This window comes from Prevotella fusca JCM 17724 (assembly GCF_001262015.1).
GTDB lineage: Bacteria > Bacteroidota > Bacteroidia > Bacteroidales > Bacteroidaceae > Prevotella > Prevotella fusca.
Genome location: NZ_CP012075.1, coordinates 1,368,764 through 1,393,371, shown reverse-complemented (window position 1 = coordinate 1,393,371; position 24,608 = coordinate 1,368,764). Strand labels below are relative to the sequence as shown.

The following is a 24,608-nucleotide window of genomic DNA, read 5'->3' as shown; positions in this document are numbered from 1 at the left end:
AGGGAATATAATATTTCGCAACTTGAGACAGGCTGTTAAAACTGGTCTCATATTGCAAGAAGGGACTACATGAGGGCTACCATTACAAACGTAGCAGGACAGGTGGAGAGTCTTACGAGCAATAAACAGGGACGTCAGAGCGTTATTGTTGATAGGATAGGTTACGACAAGGAGGGTCATACGGTCTATACGAAGCTCGGTAACGGCACGGAGACTACCTATACCTACGACAAGCAGCGTGAACGTCTGCAGGTGATGAACCTTACAGCGGACGGTCAGACTGTGATGGAAAATAGGTATCGTTATGATGCTGTGGATAATATCCTCGGTATTACGAATGCTGCCAACCCAACGTCACTTACAAAACTCAATAGGGCGAAGCTGGGAGGAAGGAGTTCGCATACGTATGAGTATGACGAGCAGAACTGCCTTGTCCACGCAAGTGGTAAGGCTAAGCGTGCATCGTATGATATGGTGATGTCGTTCGGACGGATGAGTGAACCGCTCACTAAGGTACAGAAGGTGGATTCAACGACAACTGCCAAGTCTTATAACTTCGTTTATAAGTATGAGGACAGTAACCATCCGACGCTCCAACGCAGATTGGTCACGACCATTACACATACGATACCAACGGTAATCCAACGCTGGTAACAAATGACTCTACGAATATTACTCGTGAGATGTACTGGGATGAAGACAATCGCCTGATGGTACTCTCTGATAATGGCAAGACGAGTCGTTATACTTACAATGCTACTGGCGAACGCATTATGAAGAGTTACGGAACGATGGAAGGTGTGTATATCAACGGAGCACCACAAGGCATCACCTTCCACGAGACGGACAACTTTACACTTTATCCTGCAAGTATCCTCTCTGTCAACAAGAATCGCTTTACGAAGCATTACTTCCTTGGTGACAAACGAATCGCTTCAAGGATAGGAACGGGTCTGTTCAATAACGTCTATGGGCGTAACGGCTCATACGTAACGGCTGGTCAGCAGGACTATGTTGAACGCATGAATCAGATTCAGAAGCAGAAAGAAGCATACTATAAGCAGCAGGGCATTGCACCTGGTGTTCCTACAATGAAGGGTGCGTATGATGATCCGGAGAATACAAAGCGAGGATATAACTCTATCATTGACACACTCGGTAACCACGATGTGCCACAGGGCTGGATTCAGACTCCACGCCCCAACACCACACCGAATACCAACCCCGGTCCACCTGTAAGCTGGAATGACCCAAGCAACCCTGATGACCCACAGGCTGGATATGGTTATATTCCAAACGACACTACGAAAGAGGAAACTTTCTTCTATCACAGTGATCACCTCGGTAGTACATCTTACATCACAGACGACCATGCCAATATCACCCAATACGATGCTTACCTGCCCTACGGCGAGCTATTAGTAGACGAACATAGTAGTAGTGAAAAACTGCCGTACAAGTTTAACGGCAAGCAATTCGATGAAGAGACAGGTCTGTACTACTATGGTGCAAGATACGTGAATCCTATAGCAAGTATTTGGTATGGTGTGGATAGATTAGCCGAGAAATATTCACAGTTATCTTCATTTTCTTATTGTGCAGGGAATCCAATTAAATATGTTGATTTAAAAGGAGACTCCTTAAATATGAGTAATGTCATAATGATGGATAAATACTATTTCAGTAATAATCTCCGTAAGATTACTAAAGATTTAAGCCTAATCACAGGTTTGAATATTTCGGTTTCAGGAAATTATCTGCAGTATGAAAGGAATACAGATGGAAGTCCAATTTATAATCAAGGAAGTGAAACAGCAAGAAATTTCTTGATAGATATAATTGATGGTCCCAATATTGATGTTTTTGTAGGGCAAAGAAGGTCTGTAACCCCTCATGGTCAGAAACAAGTAGGATTATCTTCATCACAGATAGAAAACTTTATCAATCATACGTTTAATCTTAATCCTGCAACATTAGGATGGGGGATGACATTGTTGCATGAACTTCATCATACAGGTCCTGGAGGAAGTATGATAGATACAGATGAACTATTTGGTACGGGAAATGTTGTTGATGCAATGAATGTAATTAGGCAAGAACTCAATATGCAATGGAAGAATTTTGGTCAACGGCTTAACTATAAAAGTATTATTCCAAATGAAAAGGCTACAAGCAGTTTCCTTCCTTTTGATAGAAGTTCTTTAAATAGTATAAAGATGGGAATGAACCCTTCTCCCTTTTCACAATATATAGAAATAAACGTAAGGAAATGAAAAAGAATCTCTGTCTGAATATCATTGTGTTGCTGTTCCCGCTGTGTGCAAATTCACAGTCAGTAGATAGTCTGTCTTTGTATCAGAGTGCTATTACCTTTATCTCTGCAGATTTAGATATCTTACAAAAAGAAGTTGCAGTCTCAGGTATCGCCTATGACTTAGATTGTTTTATGTTTATTGATTCAGTAAAGAATAGTTCATTAGAAGAGATTCTTCATGAAAAGCAAGATAAGCCAACCCCAGATGTTTATTCTTCGATATTGGATAGGAATTTTAATAAGCTCTCCCCACAGACAGAGTATAGTATCTTTTTCTCTAGGATAAAAGATGGCTTTTTCCTTGCTCAAGTTTATCGGTTACAAGAATATGGTAAATCGGTTAATTATGAATCTGTAATAAATACTGCGCTTCAGCAATACTATTATATGTTTGTACTGAATCAAGAGCAGAAAATTAAAAAGGTATTTCGAATGAAGATGGATTAATTAGAAGCAATAAAATAAATTTGATGAGGCGCTATGCGTATGGATTAAGAGATTAAACATGTATCAAACTCTGATTATACGCATTGTATGATTGTCGTGCCACTTGAATTGCTGAATGAACCACAAAGATACTAATTCGAATAATAGATAGATTGAACCAATGGGAGTATATAGTATATCTGGTTTTTTGTCTATATCTTTAGTTTGCTATCTCTTCTATCGCTTAAGAAAGTCGCAAAGCAAAAACAATTGAGAAACTTAGTTGTTTATATAGTCTTATGCATTTTTTTAATTTTGGGTGTTGTAGGTTTATTCTGTAAAGGCCTAGATGGAATAAACTATATAATAGTGGGCATTATTATGATATGGGGTTGCTCAAAAGCTCATCATTCAGGTGGAGGTGGTGAATATATGTATATGAGAGGTTGGATGGGAGCTATTGCATCATTAATATATGGAATATTAAAGTTCTTGAATATGATATGATGAATTTAATAGATAACGTTAAAACTACACATTACACGTATAACGCTGCTGGTGAGCGTATCATGAAGAGTTATGGTACGATGGAGGGGGTATATATCAACGGTGCACCGCAGGGCATCATCTTGACAAATGTCGACTTCAGGCTGTACCAAGACAAAATGAGCAAGCTCTTTTGTGCTTGGTTTGCACTGAAGTTCCACGAGACGGATAACTTCACGCTGTACCCTGCAAGTATCCTCTCTGTCAACAAGAATCGCTTCACAAAGCATTACTTTATTGGTGACAAACGAGTTGCTTCAAGGATAGGAACGGGTATGTTTAACAACGTTTACGGACGTAATGGCTCATATGTAACAGCTGGTCAGCAGGACTATGCAGAGCGTAAGAATCAGATCCAGACACAGAAAGAAGCATACTATAAGAAGGTGGGTGTAGCCCCTGGTGTACCAACAGAGAAGGGTGCGTATGGTGATCCAGAGAATACAAAACGAGGGTATAACTCTATCATTGACACACTCGGTAATCATGACGTGCCACAGGGTTGGATTCAGACTCCACGCCCCAACACCACACCGAATACCAACCCCGGTCCACCTGTAAGCTGGAATGACCCAAGCAACCCTGATGACCCGCAGGCTGGATATGGTTATATTCCAAACGACACTACGAAAGAGGAAACTTTCTTCTATCATAGTGACCACCTCGGCTCAACGTCTTACATCACAGACGAACACGCCAACATCACACAGTATGATGCCTACTTACCATACGGTGAACTTCTCGTTGACGAGCATAGTAGTAGTGAAGAACTGCCATATAAGTTCAACGGCAAACAGTTCGATGAAGAGACAGGCTTGTATTATTACGGTGCAAGGTACATGAATCCTGTTACAAGTCTGTGGTATGGTGTGGATCTACTGGCAGAGAAGTATCAATTTTTAGGTTCTTATGTATATTGTAGTGCTAATCCCATTAAAATTATTGATGTTGATGGCAATGATGAGTTTCATGTGAATGGTAATGGCAATATAATTAAAGTCGTAAATAATAATTCTGCGAATATAACAATTGTTAATCCAGATGGTTCTAAGAAATATTTTTCAGATTATGAAACTAAGTCCATTTTCTTTGGTTGGGGAAATGGGAAGAACAGACAAATAATTGCGAACGTTGCTGGGTATTATGCTAAAGCTATAGGCATAAAAGCGACCGTAGGCGCTATAGGTGACATTAGAATAGATGAACCTGCTTATTATAATCCTAAAGATAATGCTATTTGGATTCCAGCAGGAGAAAAAGGCACACCAGATATTCTTCTTAAAAATAGATATAATTTAATGAACACGTTGTTTCATGAAGATATGCACTTTCAAGATAATCATAAGGGGGTGGTTGCTAGCCATTTTCTTCATGCATCGGTTGTGGCTCGGGCAAGTAGTCATTGGACTTTTGCTAGGACGACTCAAGATTATAAGGCTGGTCAGGCAATTTATTTCTCACAATTAGTTATGAATGCCTATTACAATCCTCATAGGAAAGCCAATTATACCAAGCAAGATGTACTTAAACTTATATCAAATTTTAATAATACAAATAAAGGTAACATAAGATTGTCTTTTGATGAAAAAAAGAAGATAATGAATATTAGAATTGGCACTAATAATATAGGTCCGTTAAGATATAAAAAAAGTAATAAAACAATGAACTTATAATTAAAATGATAATATTTTGTGGATATATTATAATTAATGGAATTGAAGTATGAAGACAAAAATGATAATAGGTAAAACTGCCATGTCAATTGTTTTTTCAATTGTTGTTATATCCTTAATAATTATTTCTGGTAATTATTACGAAATTTATTTAGGTAAAAAGTATGGTAAAGATATTATAAGTAGATTAGAGCAGTACCGTCATTCTCATGGAATGTATCCTACAAAATTAGATTCTATTGATTTATTTGAAGACCAAGAGACTTCAGAAGTTATGTTTCATGGTTATTCTTATATTTATTATTTCATGAGTGATTGTGAGTTTTCGCTCTCTTTCGATAAGAAAGATGGAACTTGGACATATTACTCCAATACTGATAAATGGTACGCAGGCGATGGTATAGACTCTATAAATGAATTTAGACATAAATTGTATTCACAATATTTACTCGAGTCTCGTGATAATGGGATAGTATTATTCCATAAAGTTGGGGACAAAGAAAAAGACAGCGTTTTGACGTATAATAATATAAAGTCTGGGAAGGTTGTGTATGTGATAAAGAGATATAAAAACGGGCATATTGCTGCAAAAGGATATTCCCTATATAATGACAAAACGAAAAGAGCAAAGCGAATAGATACATGGACTATATTCACACAAAATGGTTTAAGCACCAGTGTATCGTATGATGTTGAATCAACGCATAAAGTTGTAATTGATTATTTACAAAACAAAATAAACTTATGACTAAAGGAAAAGATGGATAGAACACTGCCAATTCAAAAGAAAAAACGGTTCGTATATATATTTGAGAAAACTTCTGTCTCAGGGTAAGGCAACTTCTCGGTCTCAATTTCGATTCATTTTTGGATTTTGAAATTCAGACTTACATTCAAGGGAGTAGGTTCTTTGTCTGATGGTGTCAGCTATACTGAGACTGCGATAAGAGATATAGACGGTGACGGACTACCTGATTTAATCATATTTGATGGGCAAGCAGCTTATCATCTACCGTAACCTTATGGAAAGAACGAACATGCTTCGCTCCGTAACACTTCCTTTCGGAGGACATATCAATATCAGCTATGAGCAGACAACTCCAAGTTATGATTTGCCGGGACGTCGCTTGGTGATGTCATTCGGACGGATGAACGAACCTCTCACAAAGGTGCAGAAAGTAGACTCAACGACAATTGCTAAGTCTTATAACTTCGCTTATAAATATGAGGACAGTAACCATTCGACGGCAACAATGCCTATGGATGCAACGGCTCAAACGTAACGGCTGGTCAGCAGGATTATGCTGAACGTATGAATCAGATACAGAAGCAGCAGGGCATTGCACCTGGTGTACCTACAATGAAGGGTGCGTATGGTGATCCGGAGAATACAAAACGAGGATATAACTCTATTATTGACACACTCGGTAACCACGATGTGCCACAGGGTTGGATTCAGACCCCAACACCACACCGAATACCAACCCTGGTCCACCTGTAAGCTGGAACGACCCAAGCAACCCTGATGACCCGCAGGTTGGTTATGGCTACATTGCCAACGACACCACAAAGGAAGAAACGTTCTTCTATCACAGTAATCACCTCGGCAGCACGTCTTACATAACGGATGAGCACGCCAACATCACGCAATATGATGCCTACCTGCCGTATGGTGAACTGTTAGTTGACGAGCATTCCTCATCTGAAGATTTGCCATACAAATTCAACGGCAAGGATTTTGACGAGGAAACAGGAATATACTATTATGGCGCAAGGTATATGAATCCTGTGACAAGTGTTTGGTATGGGGTGGATCCTTTGACAGAAAAGTGTCCTGATATTAGTTCGTATTCCTATTGTCATAATAACCCTATCTTACTAGTAGATCCAGATGGAGCTTATCCAATTATAACAATCACAAAACAAAAAACAGGTAGGACGACTTGGCAAAGAATTATAGGTTATACGGGACAAGAAAGAGACGTTATTACAAGGGTAAGCCTTTATAAAGTAACAGTCCGTGATACGGAGGATAAGGACTTTCGTATGGAATTCTCTGTCACAAGGGATGCCTTTACCGTGCGGAAAGGTGATAGAAATGGTAATAAATTGGTTTTATCTAATGTTGCTTATGAACCTAAAAATGAAGAAGACAATCGTTATACAGCACAAGTTATAGAGTATCCTAAAGGAAATGGCACCAAAGCATTGAAGTTAAAACAACACGGCTCTGAGGTTATGTATGCAACTTCTAATAATGTTTCTGTTGAAATGGAGTATAGAAATAAAAGTGATGTTGCCGCTGGGGTTATGATGCATGTTGGTGGTATATATAATCTGAAAGGGGAGTATCATTATGCTGCCTCTGAAGGATGCTTCGGAATTACAAATAGCGACAAGTCTTCTTCTAACGATTACACAAATAAAATATTAGATAGTATTATAAATCAATCTAGAAAAAGCAAAACAAATAAGAATAGAATAGATGTCATAATAGAGAAAAGAGATGTGAATAAAATACCGCAAACTAAAAATGTAGTAATAAAATGAAAAAAACTGGTTGTTTAATTGCATTTTTCATATTGTTATACTCTTGCTCAACTAAAGAGCAAGAGTATGAATCTTTCAATGTTTTATACTGTAAGGAAACATTCCAAGGATTACATTATAATGTTAGTGATAAGATTATAACATATAAAGAGAAGATGTATTCCGTAAAAATGATAGGATATTATATAAATAGGAGATTAAACAATGTAGATATATATAGAAGTGATGGTATTCTATCCTATTCAAATAATGAACTAAAATCCGACAAGCATCTTACAAAATATATAGACATTCCATTAAACAGAAAGATTATAATTCTACAAAAATCACTTTCTGATAATGGTACCGTTTTCACTTATGAACAAAAAGGAGATTCCATATTTGTTAATCGGGGAAATGAAATTATTATATATGTTAAGGAGATTCTGTAATCAACGTGTGGTGAAGGTCTACTATCCTGTAACCGAAGTAGGGAGAAGCAAGGTGGAAAAGAATATAGTAGAAGTACAATAAAACGGTTTTTATGTCAGTGGAGGTTTTAGAGTGTATATGTCAATGGTGCACCGCAGGGAATAACGTTCCATGAAACCGATAACTTCACGCTGTACCCTGCAAGTATTCTCTCTATCAATAAGAACCGTTTTACGAAGCATTACTATCTTGGTGACAAACGAATCGCTTCAAGGATAGGAACAGGTCTGTTCAATAACGTCTATGGACGCAACGGTTCATATGTGACGGCTGGTCAGCAGGACTATGCTGAACGTATGAATCAGATTCAGAAGCAGAAAGAAGCATACTATAAGCAGCAGGGCATTGCTCCCGGTGTTCCTACAATGAAGGGTGCGTATGGTGATCCGGAGAATACAAAACGAGGATATAACTCTATCATTGACACACTCGGTAACCACGATGTGCCACAGGGCTGGATTCAGACTCCACGCCCCAACACCACACCGAATACCAACCCTGGTCCACCTGTAAGCTGGAACGACCCAACCAACCCTGATGACCCGCAGGTTGGTTACGGTTACATTCCAAACGACACCACAAAGGAAGAAATATTCTTCTATCACAGTGACCACCTCGGTTCAACGTCTTACATCACAGATGATAAAGCCAACATCACACAGTATGATGCTTATCTTCCATATGGTGAACTGTTAGTTGATGAACACTCGTCATCCCAAGACATGCCCTATAAGTTCAACGGCAAGCAGTTCGATGAGGAAACCGGCTTGTACCATTACGGTGTAAGGTTCTTGAATCCTATGGCAAGTATTTGGTATGGGGTAGATGCACGTACAGGTGAAATGCCGTTCAGTAGTTCTTATTCTTTTTGACAACATCAAATGAAAAACTCGGAAACAGCTTAGCACTGGAGGGTTTAAAGTTTAATTTAATATGGATACAAATTGTAGAAAGAGATTACATAGGTGGATTAAGAGATTTTCATTTTCTGACGATATTTATACAGATCGTCATATAACTGATTTTTGTAATGAAATACAAAGAAGAGAGTGGCTGAAAGTTTCTTTTTCGATTCTCGATATATGTACAGAATTTATTAAAGTAGAAGAATATAACGAATTTATATACATTGGCTTTTCTTTAAAAAATAAGAGGGAAAAAGTCATCCCAGAAACGTTAAAGTTAAGCATGATAGAAAAAAGGACTCCTCCTTTTATTATTCTATCAAAAAAGAGAATAGAGATTTCAGAAGACTATTTTGCTGCAAAAAATCTTTCGGAGATGTTGCACAAAAAGGTTTTCATTTGGCAATATAAAGAAGGTGGTTTTTTCTCTACAAATGTCTATATAACTCTCTATTAAGAATTCTGAGTGCCCTAATCTCTTGGAAAGACCTGAGCAATCCTGATAAATCCACAGGCTGGTTATAGTTACATTCCCAATGACACATCACGTGAAGAAACCTTCTTCTATCACAGTGACCACCTCGGCAGTACGTCTTACATCACAGACGACGGAGGTAACAGCATGATGCCTACCTGCCATATGGTGAACTGTTGGTTGACGAGCACTCATCATCCGAAGACCTGCCATACAAGTTCAATGGCAAAGAGATGGATGAGGAGACTGGCTTCTACTATTACGGTAAATCTTGTGAGAAATCCAAGTGCCTGAGAAACAAAATTCTCAAAACACTTGGATATGTCAGAATTTAGTTAGCCTTTAGTGTCTTACCATGTAATGACAAAGATAAACCTTTCATCCCGTTTTCAACCGATGTGTTGTTGGTAAACACCAATGGTGTTGGGACTGGGCACCAATGGTGTTGGGGCTGAGCACCAATGGTGCTGAGGGCTAAACACCTTGCAAGATGCTGTCGGAGTGGGAACAATATTCGTTGAAATCCTTTGGCAAAGTCCTGCTACTGATGGCTTTACAATCTGCTTTCAGACTTTCGGAGGATTCTTACGCTCATGTTCTGTGATGAAACCACAGCGATAAGCATAGAGAAGTTCCTTGAGAGCCTCAATCTGGAGCCGCAGTTCTATACCCTTGTCCGTATCTTCAACACGCAGACGCTGCTGGTTCATCTCGACAATCTGGGTGGTTGACACAATGTCGGTACCACGTATGATGGCATCTTCAGTAGATGTGAACGGTTCGTGCTGTACGAGCTGGAAGCCACGGGAATGATAAACGAGGGTGTAACCTGCAATGCCAGTCTCCTTATGGTAAGCCTGTGAGAATCCGCCATCAATGACCATCAGTTTTCCGTTTGCCTTGATGGGGTTCTCACCCTTGACGACATGGACAGGCATGTGACCGTTGATGATATGGCGGTTAGGATGTGGCACATCGAACTCGTCCATGATCATGTCAGCAATCTTTTCGTTGTCACGCATGTCGAAGTAATATCCTTTTTCCTCATGATGCGTCTCTTTCTCAGCGAGGAAATAACGTTCGAAGGTAGCCATCTTGGCTTTGTCGAAGAGCGGGCTGTCCGGTCCGCACCATAGATAGAGGAAGAAGTCTATGGCATCCTGATGCTCTTCTTCCGTCTGCAGGTCGTTGTTGGTCTGGAAAGCAGAACGGATTTTCATCCCAGTCTGATAGAGCAGCTCCTTGCCTTTCAGCTTCACTCCCGGTGCAATCTCCACCTCTTTCAGTTCGCCATCCTTCGTTAGCGGGATGGAAGCATGATAGAGCAGGTTATGGTTGAAGATGTTATACATACATCCATGACGGAGCAGGGAGCGGATATGGCTGCGCAGTTTCTCGCTGCCTGTGAAGGAATGGTGCAGTCGGTCGATGAGAGCCTGTTCGCCTTCAGTGAGCTGGTCGGGGTGCTTCGGGTCAATGGTCGGGAAGTTGCATGAACGCATCTTGTATTCCTTTCCACTTATTGTAATCGTACCCTTCTTGTAATCAATGGCATTGAGCAGACGGCGGTCATCCATTTTCCAGAGCGGATGACGGCTGATGATCTGTGACTCTATCTTGAACTGAATGATACTGATAGCCTTGTGCATCTGTGCTGTCAGCGTCATGCTGCGGTCATCAAGCGGATTATCCTTCGACACCTTCGGCATGAATTCTTCGCAGGGGTCATTGCCGTACATGTCCATTGCAAAGGTAGCCAGCTGGATAAGGTTGATGCCATATCCGTCTTCAATGGTAGCCATGTTGGCATAACGCAGTGCGATACGGATGACATTACAGATACAGGCATCGTTGCCTGCACAGGCTCCCATCCACAGGATGTCGTGGTTTCCCCAGGTAATATCCCATGTGTGGTAGTTCTTCAGAGTATCCATTACGATGTGTGCACCCGGCCCACGGTCGTACACATCACCTAAGATATGCAGCTGGTCAATGACCAGTCGCTGGATTACCTCACAGATGGCGATGATGAAGTCATCAGCACGTCCGGTTGAGATAATCGTCTTGATGATGGCACTTACATAGTCGGTCTTGTCCTTGTCGTCAGAATGTTCGTGCAGCAACTCCTGAATGATGTAAGAGAAGTCAACCGGCAATGACTTGCGTACTTTTGAACGGGTGTATTTGCTGGAAACGTCACGGCACACCTCTACCAGCCGGTAAATTGTAATATGATACCAGTCCTTGATGTCCTTCTCCTCACGCTTGACGAGTTCCAGCTTCTGTTCGGGATAGTATATCAGTGTGCATAGCTCACGCTTCTCGATGCCACGCAGCGTCTCTCCGAACAGCTCGTTGACCTTTCTCTTGATGTTTCCGGAGGCGTTCTTGAGCACATGTTGGAACGCCTGATATTCACCGTGTATGTCGGCAAGGAAGTGTTCCGTACCCTTTGGCAGATGTGCGATAGCCTCAAGGTTGATAATCTCAGTTGCAGCATCAGCTATGGTGGGGAACGACTTTGCCAGCAGTTGCAGGTAACGTTCGTCCTTCTTCAAGTCATATTTCTTTTTTGTCATGTGTTAATGTCTTTGTGTGAAATTCCTTCTTACGATGCCCTTTGTCCGTCTGTCATTGAGCGGAGGGAAAGGCATGAACCCTTCTTTCAGGTGAATCTTGTCGGCAAGAAGTTGTATTATACGGCGTGAATAACGATAGATACGCATGTGGCGGAGCAGTTCTGCCAGTCGGTCTTCGTCATAATCATTATACTTTATTGTAGTGTACAGGTCGGCAAGCAGGCGCAGGGAGAGCGTGTCTTTGCGCTCCACCTGTCGTGTGTTAGCCATCATTGTTGCAATCTCCTTGAGCAAAGCGTCCTCCTGCTTGAGGTTGTCATTGAGCCTTTGCCGGATTAGGGGTTGGTTTCCTGTCAGCTTCTTTGAATCTACTGATTCTGTTTCCTTGGGCGATAATAGTATGTATCGCTGGATGGCTGCGGTGTCAATGGCTGGTGCATGGAGTTGCAACCGACTGATACTGTTATCTACAATATCCCTTATTCCTTCATCATCGGCATAAAGCAGGATGCGCCGCCACTGTTCTGGATTCAGACTCCGCAGGTTCAGGAGCTGGTCACTGGGCAGGAGGTTGTGGGTTGTTTCCCGTGCCAGGCCAGCATGCAGCAGACTTGGTATGGCGTCTTTCTCCATGGCTGTCATGGCAAACTGATAGCGTGTGTCGAGTACTTTTCGGTAGAAAGCAATCGTCTGTTGCGCCATATTGTCATCGCTGAGCTGACTGTTCAGAACGCTGTCAGCCACTACGTCAATGCGTTTTGTCCAGCCTAACTGCAGGATGTGCTGTCTTTCACGTTCGGTAGTAACGAGCAGCGCATCCACTCGCTGCACCATCTTCATCTGATAGAGCAGTGCTTTCAGTTGCTTCGTGCGCTTCTGTTCGGTTGTCCTGCTTCGTTCGTCAAGTGCCCAATGTGGTGAGAACACTACGGCACAGCCCTGTTTTGCAGCCCGCTTGGCGTATGCTGCAGCCTGATAGTCCCAGCAGGTGTGAATGTGCACGATGTCAGGGTGATAGTCAGTGAGCAGCTTCTTGAAGTTGTCCTTTCGTGTGACGGTTCTGACATCAGCATGTTCTTTCTGCGCCGTGGTGAGACGAAGAAAGTAATCTGACAGCAGGTTACCTGCCTTTATGCCGTCTATGTAATGTATGATGCGCATTTATAGTTTATGGGAGATGAAGTCGTACTTGTTTGCACGATGGTATTTAATCCTGTAACCAAGGTGCTTCCATGCAACAGCTATTTCGTATGGGATTATCTTCCATGCAGGAATGTCGATGTTAAAACGTCTCAGCGCTTTCTTTCCTATGATGAGACGGAGCGTTACGGACAGCAGAAGTGCCAGTCCGGCAGCAGCTGCAATCGTCCACTGACCGAGCAGGAGGGCTACAATGAGGGCAATACACTGCAGCAGGTAGTTGCCATGCAGTGCCGTCTGGTCGAGATAAGGGAGGAAACGATGCTGTACAGTGCGTTCCATGTGCTGCCGGTTCTCCATATAGAAAAGGTGTATACCGAGCCATACTTTCCCTGTCGGAGTCTCTTCAATGAGTGTTCCTTCAGGCGAATTTTCCAATACGAGGTTATCACCCTTGGCATATTTGTTGACCATGAAATCGTATTCTCCACGCAGATACTTGAGATTTCCACGGAATCCTTCCCTTTTCAAGAAGATGCTCTTGCGGAATATCAGTGCGTTGAATGGACAGCCGTATGCTTTGTGATGCTGGTATTCACGCATGAAGTAGCGTGCCTGGTAATAGCGTTCAAAGTGTCGGTAATCGGGTGTTTCATCCTCATATCGGGTGTAACCCACAACGAGTTCTTTCCCTTCTGTGCAGTTGCTGGCGATTGTCATCAGCCAGTTTTCGCTCATCGGACGGCAGCAGATGTCTGCCATTATCACCCAGTCATGTTTTGCTGCCTTCACTCCAAGCGTGACAGCGAGTTTCTTTTTGCTCATATAACGGGATGAGTCGGGGATGAAGGTGGTGTAGAGGTGGGGATTATCGGCAAACCTCTTCAGTACATCACTTGTCTCATAGTCATTCTGTGGAGCCACAACAATCACCTGGAAGTCTGCCGGATAGTTTTGATTCAGATAGAAAGGGAGATATTTTGTCAGTTCTCCTGCGTTGTCGTGCGGTGTGAAGATGATTGAAATTGATGGCAGAGTGCAGGCTGTTGCAGAGATAACATCCACTTCTTCTGTCGTGTTGACTGCTTCCCCGGCAGTGTCATCTGCGTCCTTAGTTTCCTCTGTATCAGTCACGGAAGCAGGCACACCATGCTCTGAAATCCTTACCTTTCGGAGGAAAGGATTAAGCAGTGAGGTCAGCAATGCAAGGATGACAAGCGTTGCTGAAAGGATGATGGTTGTATTATCAAAGGTGAACATTTATTCGTTTTATTATTTATTACAGTTCGTCAGACAGGTATCCGACGGGGAGTTTCCTACAGTTATATTGTGAAGCCATGATTTCGCCGTATGCTCCAGCCGACCGTAAGGCAATCAGGTCGCCACGGTGAATGGTATTGAGGGATATGTCTTTGGCAAAGACATCACTCGACTCGCAGATAGGTCCCACAATATCATAGGTTCGTTGTGCCTCATCGCTCGACAGATTTTCTATCCTATGGCTTGCCTGGTAGAGAGCCGGACGGATGAGGTCCGTCATGCCTGCATCCACAATAGCAAACTGCTTGGCTGTTCCCTGTTTCACGTAAAGGGTGCGGGTGATGAGACTTCCCATCTGTCCGACAACAGCACGTCCTAACTCAAAGTGCAGTTTCTGTCCCTTACGCAACTTCAGATAATGTCCGAAGGTGTAGAAATATGCCTTGAAGTCGGGGATGGGATTGCTGTCGGGCTGCTCGTAGTCAATACCCAGCCCACCGCCGACATTGATATTCTCAATCTTTATGTTATGTTGTTCCAAGCCATCCTGTATCTCGTTGATACGGCTGCAGAGGTGCCGGTAGTCGGTCATGTCAAGAAGCTGTGAACCGATGTGGAAATGAAGTCCGACAAATCGGATGTTCTCCATCTTGCCTGCTGTCAGTATTGTCGGCAGCATATCCTGCATGGCAATACCAAACTTGTTCTCGGCCAGCCCGGTGGTAATCTTCTCATGTGTGTGTGCACCGACATCAGGATTGATGCGGAAGCACACGTTTGCTGTCTTTCCTTTCTTGGCTGCCAGTTCATTGATAACCTCCAGCTCGGCAACACTCTCCACGTTGAAACAGAAGATGTCATGGTCAAGACCGAGGTTTATTTCCCAGTCAGCTTTCCCAACACCAGCATAGACTATCTTGTCAGCAGGGAAGCCACAGTCCAGACAACGCTGTATCTCACCGCCACTCACACAGTCTGCACCCATTCCCGTCTGTCTGATTATATTCAGCACTTTGGCATTTGCATTCGCCTTGATGGCATAGTGTACGATAAAGTCCTCATACTGCTTCACTTCATTATTAATCGTCTGTAGCGTCTCCCGCAGGAGGTTGCAGTCATAATAATAAAAAGGTGTCTCTATGTTTTTGAACTTATCTGTTGGGAATTTCTTGGTCATCTGTGTGATTTGTGTTGTGTAGTGGTTGTGTGTACATTATCCGATAAACCTGCCCTCCTGCAGAGACATACGCTCATGTGTCAGTAAAGAAAGACCGATGGCGGACGCACAGACCGTGCGTCTCTACATCATGCTGCCATCTTCTACAGACCTGCTGCCTGTTTCGTTACTTGAAGAGGACATCCGACAGCGACTGCAGGGCACGCTGCTTGTCGGTCTCCCGGATAAGGAATGATATGTTGTAGTTGCTGCCTCCGTAGCTGATCATGCGTACAGGAATATCCTTCATCGCATCCGTTGCCAATGTTTCAAAGCCAACGTTGCTCCAGTCGAGGTCGCCGACAACGCAGACAATACACATCTCAGCGTCAACAGTAACGGTACCGTATTTCTTCAATTCGTCAACAATTTCAGTCAGATGACTGTTGTTCTCGATGGTCATTGACACACCCACCTCACTGGTAGCAATCATGTCAATCGGTGTCTGATAGCTCTCGAAGATTTCAAATACCTTACGCAGGAAGCCCGATGCACCGAGCATACGGCTCGACTTTATCTTAATAGCCGTGATGTCGTCTTTGGCAGCAACAGCCTTGATCTTGCTTCTTACAAGCGTGTTGTTGATGATGGTTCCTTCAGCATCCGGATCCATCGTGTTCTTCAGACGAACAGGGATGCCGGCGTACTTTGCAGGCTGGACGCAAGTGGGGTGGAGAATCTTTGCGCCAAAGTAAGCCAACTCGGATGCTTCTTCGAAGTTCAGCTGGCGTACAGCTTCGGTTTTCTCAACCACACGTGGGTCATTGTTGTGCATTCCGTCAATGTCAGTCCATATCTGGATCTCCTCAGCGGTGATGGCTGCACCCACGAGTGAAGCGGTGTAGTCAGACCCTCCGCGCTGCAGGTTGTCCACCTCCCCGTAGGCATTGCGGCAGATGAAGCCCTGGGTGATATAAATCTGATAACCTTCATTCTCCTTCATGATGGCTGTCAGATGCTCTTTTATGTACTGTCCGTCAGGTTCAGCATTCTTGTCCGTGCGCATGAAGTCAAGTGCAGAAAGTAATGTGGCTTTGATGCCCTGCTCCTGTAGATAGTTCACCACCATATTAGTTGAGAGAATCTCACCCTGTGCAACGATGCTCTTCTCCTCGAACGAGGTGAAAAGGTCCTTGGTGAACGAACGCAGATAATTGAATTCTTCGCTCAGGAACTGACGGGTCTTCTGTTTGTATTCCTCTGTGGAATAGAGTTCCTCGATATGTACGAGATACTTCTGTTCAAGGTTGTTGATTAGCTCGTTAGCCCCTTCCGGGTTCTTGCGGTAGAGGTAGTCAGAGATTTCTATCAGCGTATTTGTGGTTCCACTCATTGCAGAGAGCACGATGAACGTGGGCTCTCCCGACCTTGTTATCAATGAGGCAACACCCTTCATGCGCTCTGGTGAGCCAACGGATGTTCCTCCGAACTTCATTACTTTCATCATCTTCAATCTTTGTAAATGTGGATTTATGCTGCGTCCTATGCGCTTAGTCGTTCTGTGCGGGCTCTTCGATTGCCTCCACAGGGGCTGTCTCCTCGTCCAAGTCGCTGGCTTCCTTCTTGTCGGTGAGCAGGTGAAGTTCACCATCCTTGCAGCGATAAACCTTGCCCGGGAACTTGTCCAGGAGGTTGATGTTGTGGGTAGACATGATTACCGTCGTACCAGTCTGGCATGTGTTCTTCAGAATGCCGGCGATGTTTGCAGCTGTTTCCGGGTCGAGATTACCAGTCGGCTCGTCAGCAATGATGATCTTCGGTGCGTTCAGAAGTGCACGTGCAATGGCAATACGCTGCTGCTCTCCACCAGAGAGTTCGCTTGGCATCTTGTCTTTCTTGTCGCCCATGCCAACCTGTGCCAGCACCTCCTCAATGCGGCGGTTGATTTTGTGGCGGTCATTCCAACCTGTCGCCTGCAGGACAAACTTGAGGTTCTTTGCCACAGAACGGTCATGCAAGAGTTGGAAGTCTTGGAAGATAATACCCATCTGCTTGCGGAGTGCAGGGATGTGACTGCGCTTGATGTTAGGCATACTCTCGTCGAGAACGACAGCCTTCTCAACATCTTCGCTATCAATATCCAATTCGCCATAGATAGTTTTCAACAGCGAACTTTTACCCGAACCAACACGGCCGATAAGATAGATAAACTCTCCTTTTTCTGCCTGAAAGTCAACATCTTTCAGAATCAAGCGTTCATCTTGATATATGTTTGCCTTCTTATAGTCTATTAACATGATTCTCCCTGTATGATTTATTATTGTTGATTTATACTTTTGTTCATTGCCTGTTGACAAGGAATTATTCTGCAAAGATACTAAAAAACACTTTAATATATGCAGGAAATTAGAGCTTTAACGCATTTACACTTTATTATGAATATGCTATGATGTAAATCACAGAGTGATGTCCCTGCAAAAGCTGGTACAGACTCTGTATTTATAAATTTCCAATCAGCGAAAATTTATATACTAAATGATGTGATGGAAAACTGTTCTCCGCCTGCAATACAAGAAGAATTGTTTTTACGCAAAAACAGTTTGATAGTAACAAACCGTCTTTGAGAGTGCCTGTTTTTGATGGGTGATGTTAGTTGGATTTGGCAGACAGGTGAAGAAACGACCCCTTTTAGTTTATTAGCAAAGTCAACCGAACGGCACAATAAAGTCCGATTGGTCATTGGAAACATAAGTTAAGAATGATAGTTGTCGACTACGACTTTGCGAGTAATGTAAAATAAATTCATGCCTTGGTTTGCAATAGGTGGTTAATAGCATTCCAATTAAGCCTTAATTGACCTCCAATAGATGCCCTTTTGACCTCTAACTAACGCCCTTTTGAAGCCTTACTAAGCACCTTTTCTTGCATGGCTTTGTAACCAACTGGTTACCTGTCAGTTACCAACTTGTCCCAAAAGACTGTTTATGCCCGTATTTAAGCAATACAGAAAGTCTATAATGTAAATCTTTTTCAAACTCTGATTATTACTTGTTCTATCTCACTGAACGCTGATTACTCTTGTAAGTCTGGTTAAAATGGAATGAAGTCAAAGACTTTAATTAGTAGAGTTTCCGCACAGTTTCAAGAGTTTGCAGCATAAACTGAAACGTTGGCGGTGACAGGATGTAATTTATCAGACACCATCAACGAAAATCATTTAACACCATTTTAACATTTAAAGAAGCAAGGATTGTAAACATCTGCTTTTATATAACAGAACAATCAAAATTCAAACAACAACTTAAAAACAAAAAAAACGGAAATGATTTAGTAAATTTGCAGTATTAATTAAAAAAGGAATGGAAATGAAAAAGAATCGGTTATTATATTATTTTCTCATCCTCGGGATGGTGTTAGGCACTTTCTCTTTGCAATCCTGCTTAGATGATGACAAGACAGACTACTCAACCAATTATCCAAATGCACTTGTCACAATCAAGACCAACAATACCACAGGGCAGGTTTACTTCCAGTTGGATGACGAAACGACAATTCTTCCTACTAATAAGAATATTTCTACTTACGGGAAAAAGGAACTGCGGGCACTCACAAACATCAAAGTCCAGGACGGAAAGACCGAAGGATACTCAAAGAGTGCACATGTGAACTGGGTTGACACCATACTTACCAAGCAAATGGCACCAACACTCGGCGTAAAAAACGAAGCTGTATATGGAAAGGATCCTGTAGAAATAGTCAAGGACTGGACAACCATCGTAGAAGACGGTTACCTTACTCTGCGCTTCAGAACATACTTCGGCAACGGGAAAAAACATGTAATGAACCTTGTCAAAGGAGACAAACCATACGAAGTTGTACTCCACCACAATGCTTCCGGCGATACAAAGGGGCTGATTCGTGACGGACTTGTGGCATTCAGGCTTAGTGACCTTCCTGACACACAAGGAAAGACAGTGGACCTGACATTGAAGTGGCAATCATTTTCAGGTGTGAAAACAGTAACATTCAAATATAAAAGCCGTAAATAGCACAGAGGTAAATCCTCTGCCTGTCAATGGGATTATTTTGGAATAATAGAGAACTAAATATTATAAGCCTTTTCGAAAAAGGTGATGCACTCGCCATGGATAAACTCTATGGCGAGTATGCTGATTTTCTGGCTAAAGTGTGTTCGAGGTATATTAGTAACCAAGAAGACAGGCATGATGTTTTACAAGAGGCTTTCATCAGAATATTCACCAGAATACATACATTTGAATATCGGGGGAAAGGCTCATTGAAAGCCTGGCTCACGAAGATAGTCATCAACGAATCTCTTTACTTCCTCAGGAACAACGACCCAAGCCTTTTCACTGACAAGACAACGGACATAGCCGACAGCAGTACTGAAGACCCTGATGTTGACAGTATGTCGATAACGCAGATAACAGATACTATCCTCAAACTGCCACCAGGTTATAGAACTGTCTTCAACCTGTATGTGATAGAAGGCAAAAGCCACAAGGAGATAGCAGAACTTCTTAACATCAAACCAGATACATCTGCATCACAATTCCACAAGGCAAGGAATATGCTTGCGAAGATGCTGAAAGAGCAAAACAAACAAAATTAAAAGTATGAAGGAAGATTGGCTTGACATATTGCAGACACGCATTCAGAACGAATGTGATGTAAAGGCACCAGATGGTCTTCTCGATGACATCAAACAGGAGATGAACCGTCGTGGAGTTGCTCCTGTGCGCTCTACCCGGCAGAAGGCAAGTGTAATTCCTCTGTGGACTTACCGTGCTGCCTCTGCTGCCGCCATAATAGGCATTGGGATCTTACTAAGCCATCTGCTTCTCGACGACACTCCTCTCCCGAAGCAGTACGCAACGATAACTCACAAAAAGCCAAATACTGTTCCGGCTTCTACAACAACAAGCATAGTTTCGGAGAGCAAGGTGGCAACGAACGTAAGGCTGGCTGTCGTTAGCCATCACAGCACACAGGAACCGCTTACCGTCAGCACCTTGCCTGGCAGTACGACCTTCAACAGGGAGGAAAAGCCAACGGCGAACAACAATAATGTCACCGGAAATCAGGAGACAACCCACAGCAACAGACAGGAAAAGCAGGAAAACCTTGACAAACAACAGACTACAAAGCCGCAGTCGTGGGGAACTTCTGGAAGAAACTACACTCAGGATGTAAAGAACAACGACCAGTCTTCACGTTTCAGCATAGGTACATCCTATAATTATGGTACAGGAACATCCAGTAATTCCGATAGGATTCTACTGCCTGTGGCAAACCCTTACGGTGACTATGACCCGGAATTCTCTGGAAGAAACATAAAGGACTGCTCAATAGGTACAAAAGATACAAGAACAGGGACAAAGCACCACCAGCCAATCAAGTTAGGAGTTTCCCTAAGGTACAATCTCAACAATCGGTGGAGCCTGCAGACAGGACTCTCCTACAGCCGCCTTGCTTCCGACTTCTCTTATAACAAGAGAGGCGCAGAATATGCCGTAGAGCAGAAACTGCAATATGTCGGCTTACCTGTAAGTGCAAGTTACAGCTTCGTCAAGACCAGAAGGTTCAATGTTTATGCGACTGCCGGTGCTGAAATAGAGAAACTTGTGAAAGGTGAAGCCAGTCTTTCTGCCGATGCTACATCTCAGATTACCCCGACAAAAACGACCATCAAAGAAGGCAGACCAGTATTCTCTACCGCCCTTTCGCTTGGAGGAGAATTCAGATTCAGCAAAGATGTCAGTGCTTACATCGAGCCTGGGATAAGCCATCACTTCAATAATGGCAGTGACATTGAGAACATTTACAAGGATAAGCCCACGAACTTCAATCTCAACATGGGCGTTAGAATCAATTTAAACAAGTAGGAACGAGACGGAGGAAGTTCATTTCCCGCCCGTTCCTGACAGAGAACAGACGTTGATTTCCTGCAAAGAAAACATGAAATATACTTGCAGAAGCTGTTGTCTGTCTTATCAAGAAATACAAAGGAAACAACACTTAATCTACATGTTTGTAACTATTAGATGTTACAAAATCATCCGAAAAGGCGCTTGGTCGAGACTCGATCAGGTGCCTTTTAATTTCTAATCGCCCATCAACAGTTTATAAAGAAAAGTAGCACAAGTTATTGGTGAACAACAAGACTTTTCCATACAAGTTAGTCATTAGCATCATACTTATACTATTAGCATGCCAACCATAATCTCCACATCCCGTTTTCTATCTGTGTGCTGGTGCCCATCACACGCAGTGTTAGTGGTAAACACCAACCGTATTGAGTACTAAGCACCAACCGTGTTGCATGTCAGACGCCTTGCAGAACATTGCCGGGATGCGACTAACTTGTTGTCAGCAAAGAGTTATATTACTATTAACAAACGAAACATTTTTGATTAAAAGGCTTACTTTTCCAAAACCAATACAATATTATCTGTTTAAAAGAGCATGGGAAAGTATGCCGTTTAAGTTTTGTCGGACAGCAATAATCATAATCAACTCCTTCCAGACAGCACGATTAGCAAATATTGATTATGATGTTACGAACATCTGGCAGCACACAAGTAAATGCTCTAAACAAAGGCAATATAGGTGCTTTTAACCTTGAACACCCACCTATGATTTGCCTTGCCAGACATTTCTCATTTGTCAGTTTGTTCTGCAGCCTTCTTCAATGTAGCCAAGAAGCGGACAGCATCTTCATGCTGATTCTCATGGAAGACATTGTGCTCACCGACCTTGATAACGATTTCTTTTCCTTCCTTTCGTTGGATATGCAGTTTCCCTTTACGGTCAAGGAATATGCCCTTAACCCCATTCATCAAGAGATGTTCCATATCCTTGGCATGATGATCATTGTGCCTGATGTGATAGAAAGGGGGAATTGCCAGGGTGTGGACGGGAATAAGGTGAAGTTCACGGCTGTTGTAGAACACAAGCAAGGGCACATGACGACTGATGATGCTATAGTCAATGCGTGTTGAAAGGCATTGCTTGTCGTGCGTATCAATGTCGGGATAGTTCTTTTCAACGAACTTCATTGCCGCTGCCGCATACTGTCCTTTGCTGGTTTTTCCCTTGTGACGTGCGTAGAGAATCAAAAGACATATAATGACTATGACCAGAACAGGGAACAGAAACATATATGTATCCATAAGCGTAAAGAATGTGTTAAATTAATGTATAATATGCTGCCTGCTCCTACATTATGTACAGAGCTGGCAACATAACTTATTATCAACAGATTTTCCACCTGACTGTTATCCAGAATATTCTAAATAGAACCCATCACTATGGCTTACCTTACAGCATCTGTATGGCTTCCGTATATTGTTGTCGGTTGGGAAAGATACGTCTTAAAGACTTCCCTCTCTTTCGTCACCCTTTATTATCAAAATCTTTATACAGGTTGCACCTGCACTGATTCCACAAAAGACAGCCATCAGCAACTACCCATCGAGCACCACAGTGCTTCTATCAGCAAACCACTCTTATCGGAAAGGCGGTATCAAAATATAGGAGCAGACGGATTGTACATGTCCTGACAGACTTTATCTACAGGTAGCCAAACCGTCCGTTCCTACAAACAACTATCAGAAAACAGCTTGATTCCATTGCCTGCGAGAAGCCAGTGAATACTGTTCCGACAGGACCTATCAGCTTATACGTTCAGTGCCTTGTTCTTCTCAAGTACCTGTGCTATCGTAGTAAGGAAGTGATTGACTTCTTCCTGCTGATCTTCCATAAAGCCGTTCTTCCGCTTCAGTTTTAACGTTATCGACTGTCCTTTGACTGCAAAAATGAACTTCTGCGCCTGCTCATCAAAGCCAGCCTGCTCAATGCTTGTCATTGGGAAATACGCCATTTCATGGTCTGTTTCCTCACAAACCCTTATCTTCTGTAAACCAGGGAACGGGAAAGGAAGTACGGGAATCATATACATATCATCAGCGTTATAGGCTAAAAGCATTGGAGTAACCCTACCCAGACTTCCAGGGAGATGACTTTCCACACAATGAATGTGATTCAAATCGATTGTAGGATATTGTTTTGCAAGGAATTTCATAGCAGCTTCAGTGTATTTACCCTTACTGTTCTTACCTTTATAACGAATAAAAAACACTATTCCCAAGGCTATCACACTCATTCCAACCATCAATAGAAGGTAATAAATAAAATCTTGACTCATACTTAATAATTGATTAACGGTTATATTATTTAATTACTTTAATCTTACTCTCATCCATGGGCTCTCCGGGTGCTTCATAAGCCATTTCAAGGCATTACAGAAACCTAAGACGTCACGTTCGTCTTTACTGTCAGCCCAAAGACTACGTCCAATGATGTAGGAACGTCCGAAATCCTCCCAGTCATTGAAGTTTGCGATGGCTTTCTGATAGATTTTCTCCAACAGTTCCCATGCCTCATCACTCTTGAAGAGCTTTCTATCCACACCAAGACGCACAAGGAAAGCGGCTCTTCCGAGGTCCCATCCCATCAGGTCCCTGGCCGTAATGGAGTCCCACGAGCTTATCAACTGGTTGGCAAGCAAAGCATCCAGGGCGTCGATATAGTTACAGAGCGTGCAATAGTAAGTCTCCATCTCCACCAGCAAATCAGCATCATGCTTCTCGATGATGGCTGCCATAGAGGCTATACGTTTCTCCTCACTGTCGATTTCAGCATCTTCCTGCAATTCAGCAGCCATCTCCTCCTTCACGATCTCAAGCTCTGTGCTGTGATTGCGTTCGATTAACTCCTCCACCGTTTCCCTAAGGTCGGCTTTATCTGCTATCCCCCACCCCTGTTCAAGGATGGCTTTTGCACGTGAGCCGAGCTTTGCTGACAGGGCGAAATGCTCTCCTCCCTGCTGGTACTGATACTGTGCGCTAAGCGAAATCCGTCTCAGCTGGTCATCGGTTAGCTTCTTGAAACTGCTGAATAATCCCATATATAGCTTTTATAGTATTCTCTACAAATAAAATGCAAACGGATGCAAAGGAAACTTGTTTCCTATTTGCTGAGTGCAACTTATTCCTTACAAAGGTACAAAAGTTATATAATTCTGACAAGAT

General features: G+C 42.7%; 19 protein-coding genes and 5 pseudogenes. 15 read left to right on the top strand and 9 right to left on the bottom strand.

Translation table 11 applies throughout. From position 1 onward, the window contains the following. Nucleotides 1-471 precede the first annotated feature (471 nt). The 12 genes and pseudogenes from ADJ77_RS14345 to ADJ77_RS14055 all read left to right on the top strand — a co-directional run. Nucleotides 472-2,273: pseudogene (locus ADJ77_RS14345) on the top strand (RHS repeat domain-containing protein). Next, nucleotides 2,270-2,761 (top strand): hypothetical protein, encoded by a 492-nt coding sequence (locus ADJ77_RS12950; RefSeq protein ID WP_006045795.1) that lies wholly within the window; start codon nucleotides 2,270-2,272, stop codon nucleotides 2,759-2,761. The pseudogene ADJ77_RS14345 and the gene ADJ77_RS12950 overlap by 4 nt, the downstream one beginning before the upstream one ends. 425 nt (nucleotides 2,762-3,186) lie before the next feature. Then, a pseudogene (locus tag ADJ77_RS14525) lies at nucleotides 3,187-4,249 on the top strand (RHS repeat domain-containing protein); the annotation flags it as partial. 8 nt (nucleotides 4,250-4,257) lie between these two features. Further along, nucleotides 4,258-4,959: a hypothetical protein gene (locus ADJ77_RS14520; RefSeq protein WP_394330603.1), complete on the top strand. Its 702-nt coding sequence runs from the start codon at nucleotides 4,258-4,260 to the stop codon at nucleotides 4,957-4,959. A 49-nt stretch (nucleotides 4,960-5,008) separates the two neighbouring features. Beyond that, nucleotides 5,009-5,707 (top strand): hypothetical protein, encoded by a 699-nt coding sequence (locus ADJ77_RS12935; RefSeq protein ID WP_025078099.1) that lies wholly within the window; start codon nucleotides 5,009-5,011, stop codon nucleotides 5,705-5,707. 126 nt (nucleotides 5,708-5,833) lie between these two features. Beyond that, a complete protein-coding gene (locus tag ADJ77_RS13975; protein ID WP_154663413.1) occupies nucleotides 5,834-5,977 on the top strand; it encodes a hypothetical protein in 144 nt (47 codons plus the stop codon). Nucleotides 5,978-5,981: 4 nt separating this feature from the next. After that, nucleotides 5,982-6,242: a hypothetical protein gene (locus tag ADJ77_RS14615; protein ID WP_456238381.1), complete on the top strand. Its 261-nt coding sequence runs from the start codon at nucleotides 5,982-5,984 to the stop codon at nucleotides 6,240-6,242. After that, a pseudogene (locus tag ADJ77_RS14340) lies at nucleotides 6,209-7,509 on the top strand (RHS repeat domain-containing protein); the annotation flags it as partial. The gene ADJ77_RS14615 and the pseudogene ADJ77_RS14340, both read left to right, overlap by 34 nt. Continuing rightward, nucleotides 7,506-7,940 carry a hypothetical protein gene (locus tag ADJ77_RS12920; RefSeq protein WP_050696508.1) on the top strand — a complete coding sequence of 145 codons (435 nt, stop codon included), beginning with the start codon at nucleotides 7,506-7,508 and terminating at the stop codon, nucleotides 7,938-7,940. The pseudogene ADJ77_RS14340 and the gene ADJ77_RS12920, both read left to right, overlap by 4 nt. Nucleotides 7,941-8,054: 114 nt before the next feature. After that, nucleotides 8,055-8,852, top strand: a pseudogene (locus ADJ77_RS12915) (RHS repeat domain-containing protein); the annotation flags it as partial. A 61-nt stretch (nucleotides 8,853-8,913) separates the two neighbouring features. Then, complete coding sequence (locus ADJ77_RS12910) at nucleotides 8,914-9,342, top strand: hypothetical protein (RefSeq protein WP_050696507.1); 429 nt, start codon at nucleotides 8,914-8,916, stop codon at nucleotides 9,340-9,342. 17 nt (nucleotides 9,343-9,359) lie between these two features. Beyond that, nucleotides 9,360-9,695, top strand: a pseudogene (locus ADJ77_RS14055) (RHS repeat domain-containing protein); the annotation flags it as partial. Between the two features lie 231 nt (nucleotides 9,696-9,926). On the opposite strand, the gene ADJ77_RS12900 reads toward ADJ77_RS14055, so the two are convergent. From ADJ77_RS12900 to ADJ77_RS12875, 6 genes are all read right to left on the bottom strand, one after another. Continuing rightward, entirely contained in the window at nucleotides 9,927-11,939 is a 2,013-nt protein-coding gene (locus ADJ77_RS12900) for a fructose-bisphosphatase class III (protein WP_025078104.1), read from the bottom strand. Nucleotides 11,940-11,942: 3 nt separating this feature from the next. Beyond that, nucleotides 11,943-13,100 carry a glycosyltransferase family 4 protein gene (locus ADJ77_RS12895; RefSeq protein WP_025078105.1) on the bottom strand — a complete coding sequence of 386 codons (1,158 nt, stop codon included), beginning with the start codon at nucleotides 13,098-13,100 and terminating at the stop codon, nucleotides 11,943-11,945. Further along, a complete protein-coding gene (locus tag ADJ77_RS12890) occupies nucleotides 13,101-14,339 on the bottom strand; it encodes a glycosyltransferase family protein (RefSeq protein ID WP_025078106.1) in 1,239 nt (412 codons plus the stop codon). 19 nt (nucleotides 14,340-14,358) lie between these two features. Then, nucleotides 14,359-15,516, bottom strand: a complete 1,158-nt coding sequence (gene lysA, locus ADJ77_RS12885; protein ID WP_025078107.1) for a diaminopimelate decarboxylase — start codon at nucleotides 15,514-15,516, stop codon at nucleotides 14,359-14,361. A gap of 166 nt (nucleotides 15,517-15,682) precedes the next feature. Continuing rightward, nucleotides 15,683-16,999 (bottom strand): aspartate kinase, encoded by a 1,317-nt coding sequence (locus ADJ77_RS12880; RefSeq protein ID WP_050696538.1) that lies wholly within the window; start codon nucleotides 16,997-16,999, stop codon nucleotides 15,683-15,685. A gap of 46 nt (nucleotides 17,000-17,045) precedes the next feature. Further along, nucleotides 17,046-17,792 (bottom strand): cell division ATP-binding protein FtsE, encoded by a 747-nt coding sequence (locus ADJ77_RS12875; protein WP_025078108.1) that lies wholly within the window; start codon nucleotides 17,790-17,792, stop codon nucleotides 17,046-17,048. 1,062 nt (nucleotides 17,793-18,854) lie between these two features. On the opposite strand from ADJ77_RS12875, the gene ADJ77_RS12870 reads away from it, so the two are divergent. From ADJ77_RS12870 to ADJ77_RS12860, 3 genes are read left to right on the top strand one after another with little or no spacing between them, the layout of a single operon-like run. Further along, nucleotides 18,855-19,544 carry a NigD1/NigD2 family lipoprotein gene (locus tag ADJ77_RS12870; RefSeq protein WP_394330595.1) on the top strand — a complete coding sequence of 230 codons (690 nt, stop codon included), beginning with the start codon at nucleotides 18,855-18,857 and terminating at the stop codon, nucleotides 19,542-19,544. Nucleotides 19,545-19,570: 26 nt separating this feature from the next. Then, nucleotides 19,571-20,128: an RNA polymerase sigma factor gene (locus ADJ77_RS12865; protein ID WP_042740889.1), complete on the top strand. Its 558-nt coding sequence runs from the start codon at nucleotides 19,571-19,573 to the stop codon at nucleotides 20,126-20,128. 4 nt (nucleotides 20,129-20,132) lie between these two features. Beyond that, a complete protein-coding gene (locus ADJ77_RS12860) occupies nucleotides 20,133-21,401 on the top strand; it encodes a porin family protein (RefSeq protein WP_025078109.1) in 1,269 nt (422 codons plus the stop codon). 774 nt (nucleotides 21,402-22,175) lie between these two features. Here ADJ77_RS12860 and ADJ77_RS12855 read toward each other — a convergent pair. The 3 genes from ADJ77_RS12855 to ADJ77_RS12845 form a co-directional block, all read right to left on the bottom strand. Continuing rightward, nucleotides 22,176-22,688: a hypothetical protein gene (locus ADJ77_RS12855; protein ID WP_025078110.1), complete on the bottom strand. Its 513-nt coding sequence runs from the start codon at nucleotides 22,686-22,688 to the stop codon at nucleotides 22,176-22,178. Between the two features lie 506 nt (nucleotides 22,689-23,194). Beyond that, a complete protein-coding gene (locus ADJ77_RS12850) occupies nucleotides 23,195-23,722 on the bottom strand; it encodes a hypothetical protein (protein WP_025078111.1) in 528 nt (175 codons plus the stop codon). Between the two features lie 33 nt (nucleotides 23,723-23,755). After that, the gene (locus tag ADJ77_RS12845) at nucleotides 23,756-24,484 is read right to left on the bottom strand and encodes a DUF1266 domain-containing protein (RefSeq protein WP_050696506.1); all 729 of its coding nucleotides are present in this window, start codon (nucleotides 24,482-24,484) and stop codon (nucleotides 23,756-23,758) included. Nucleotides 24,485-24,608 lie beyond the last annotated feature (124 nt).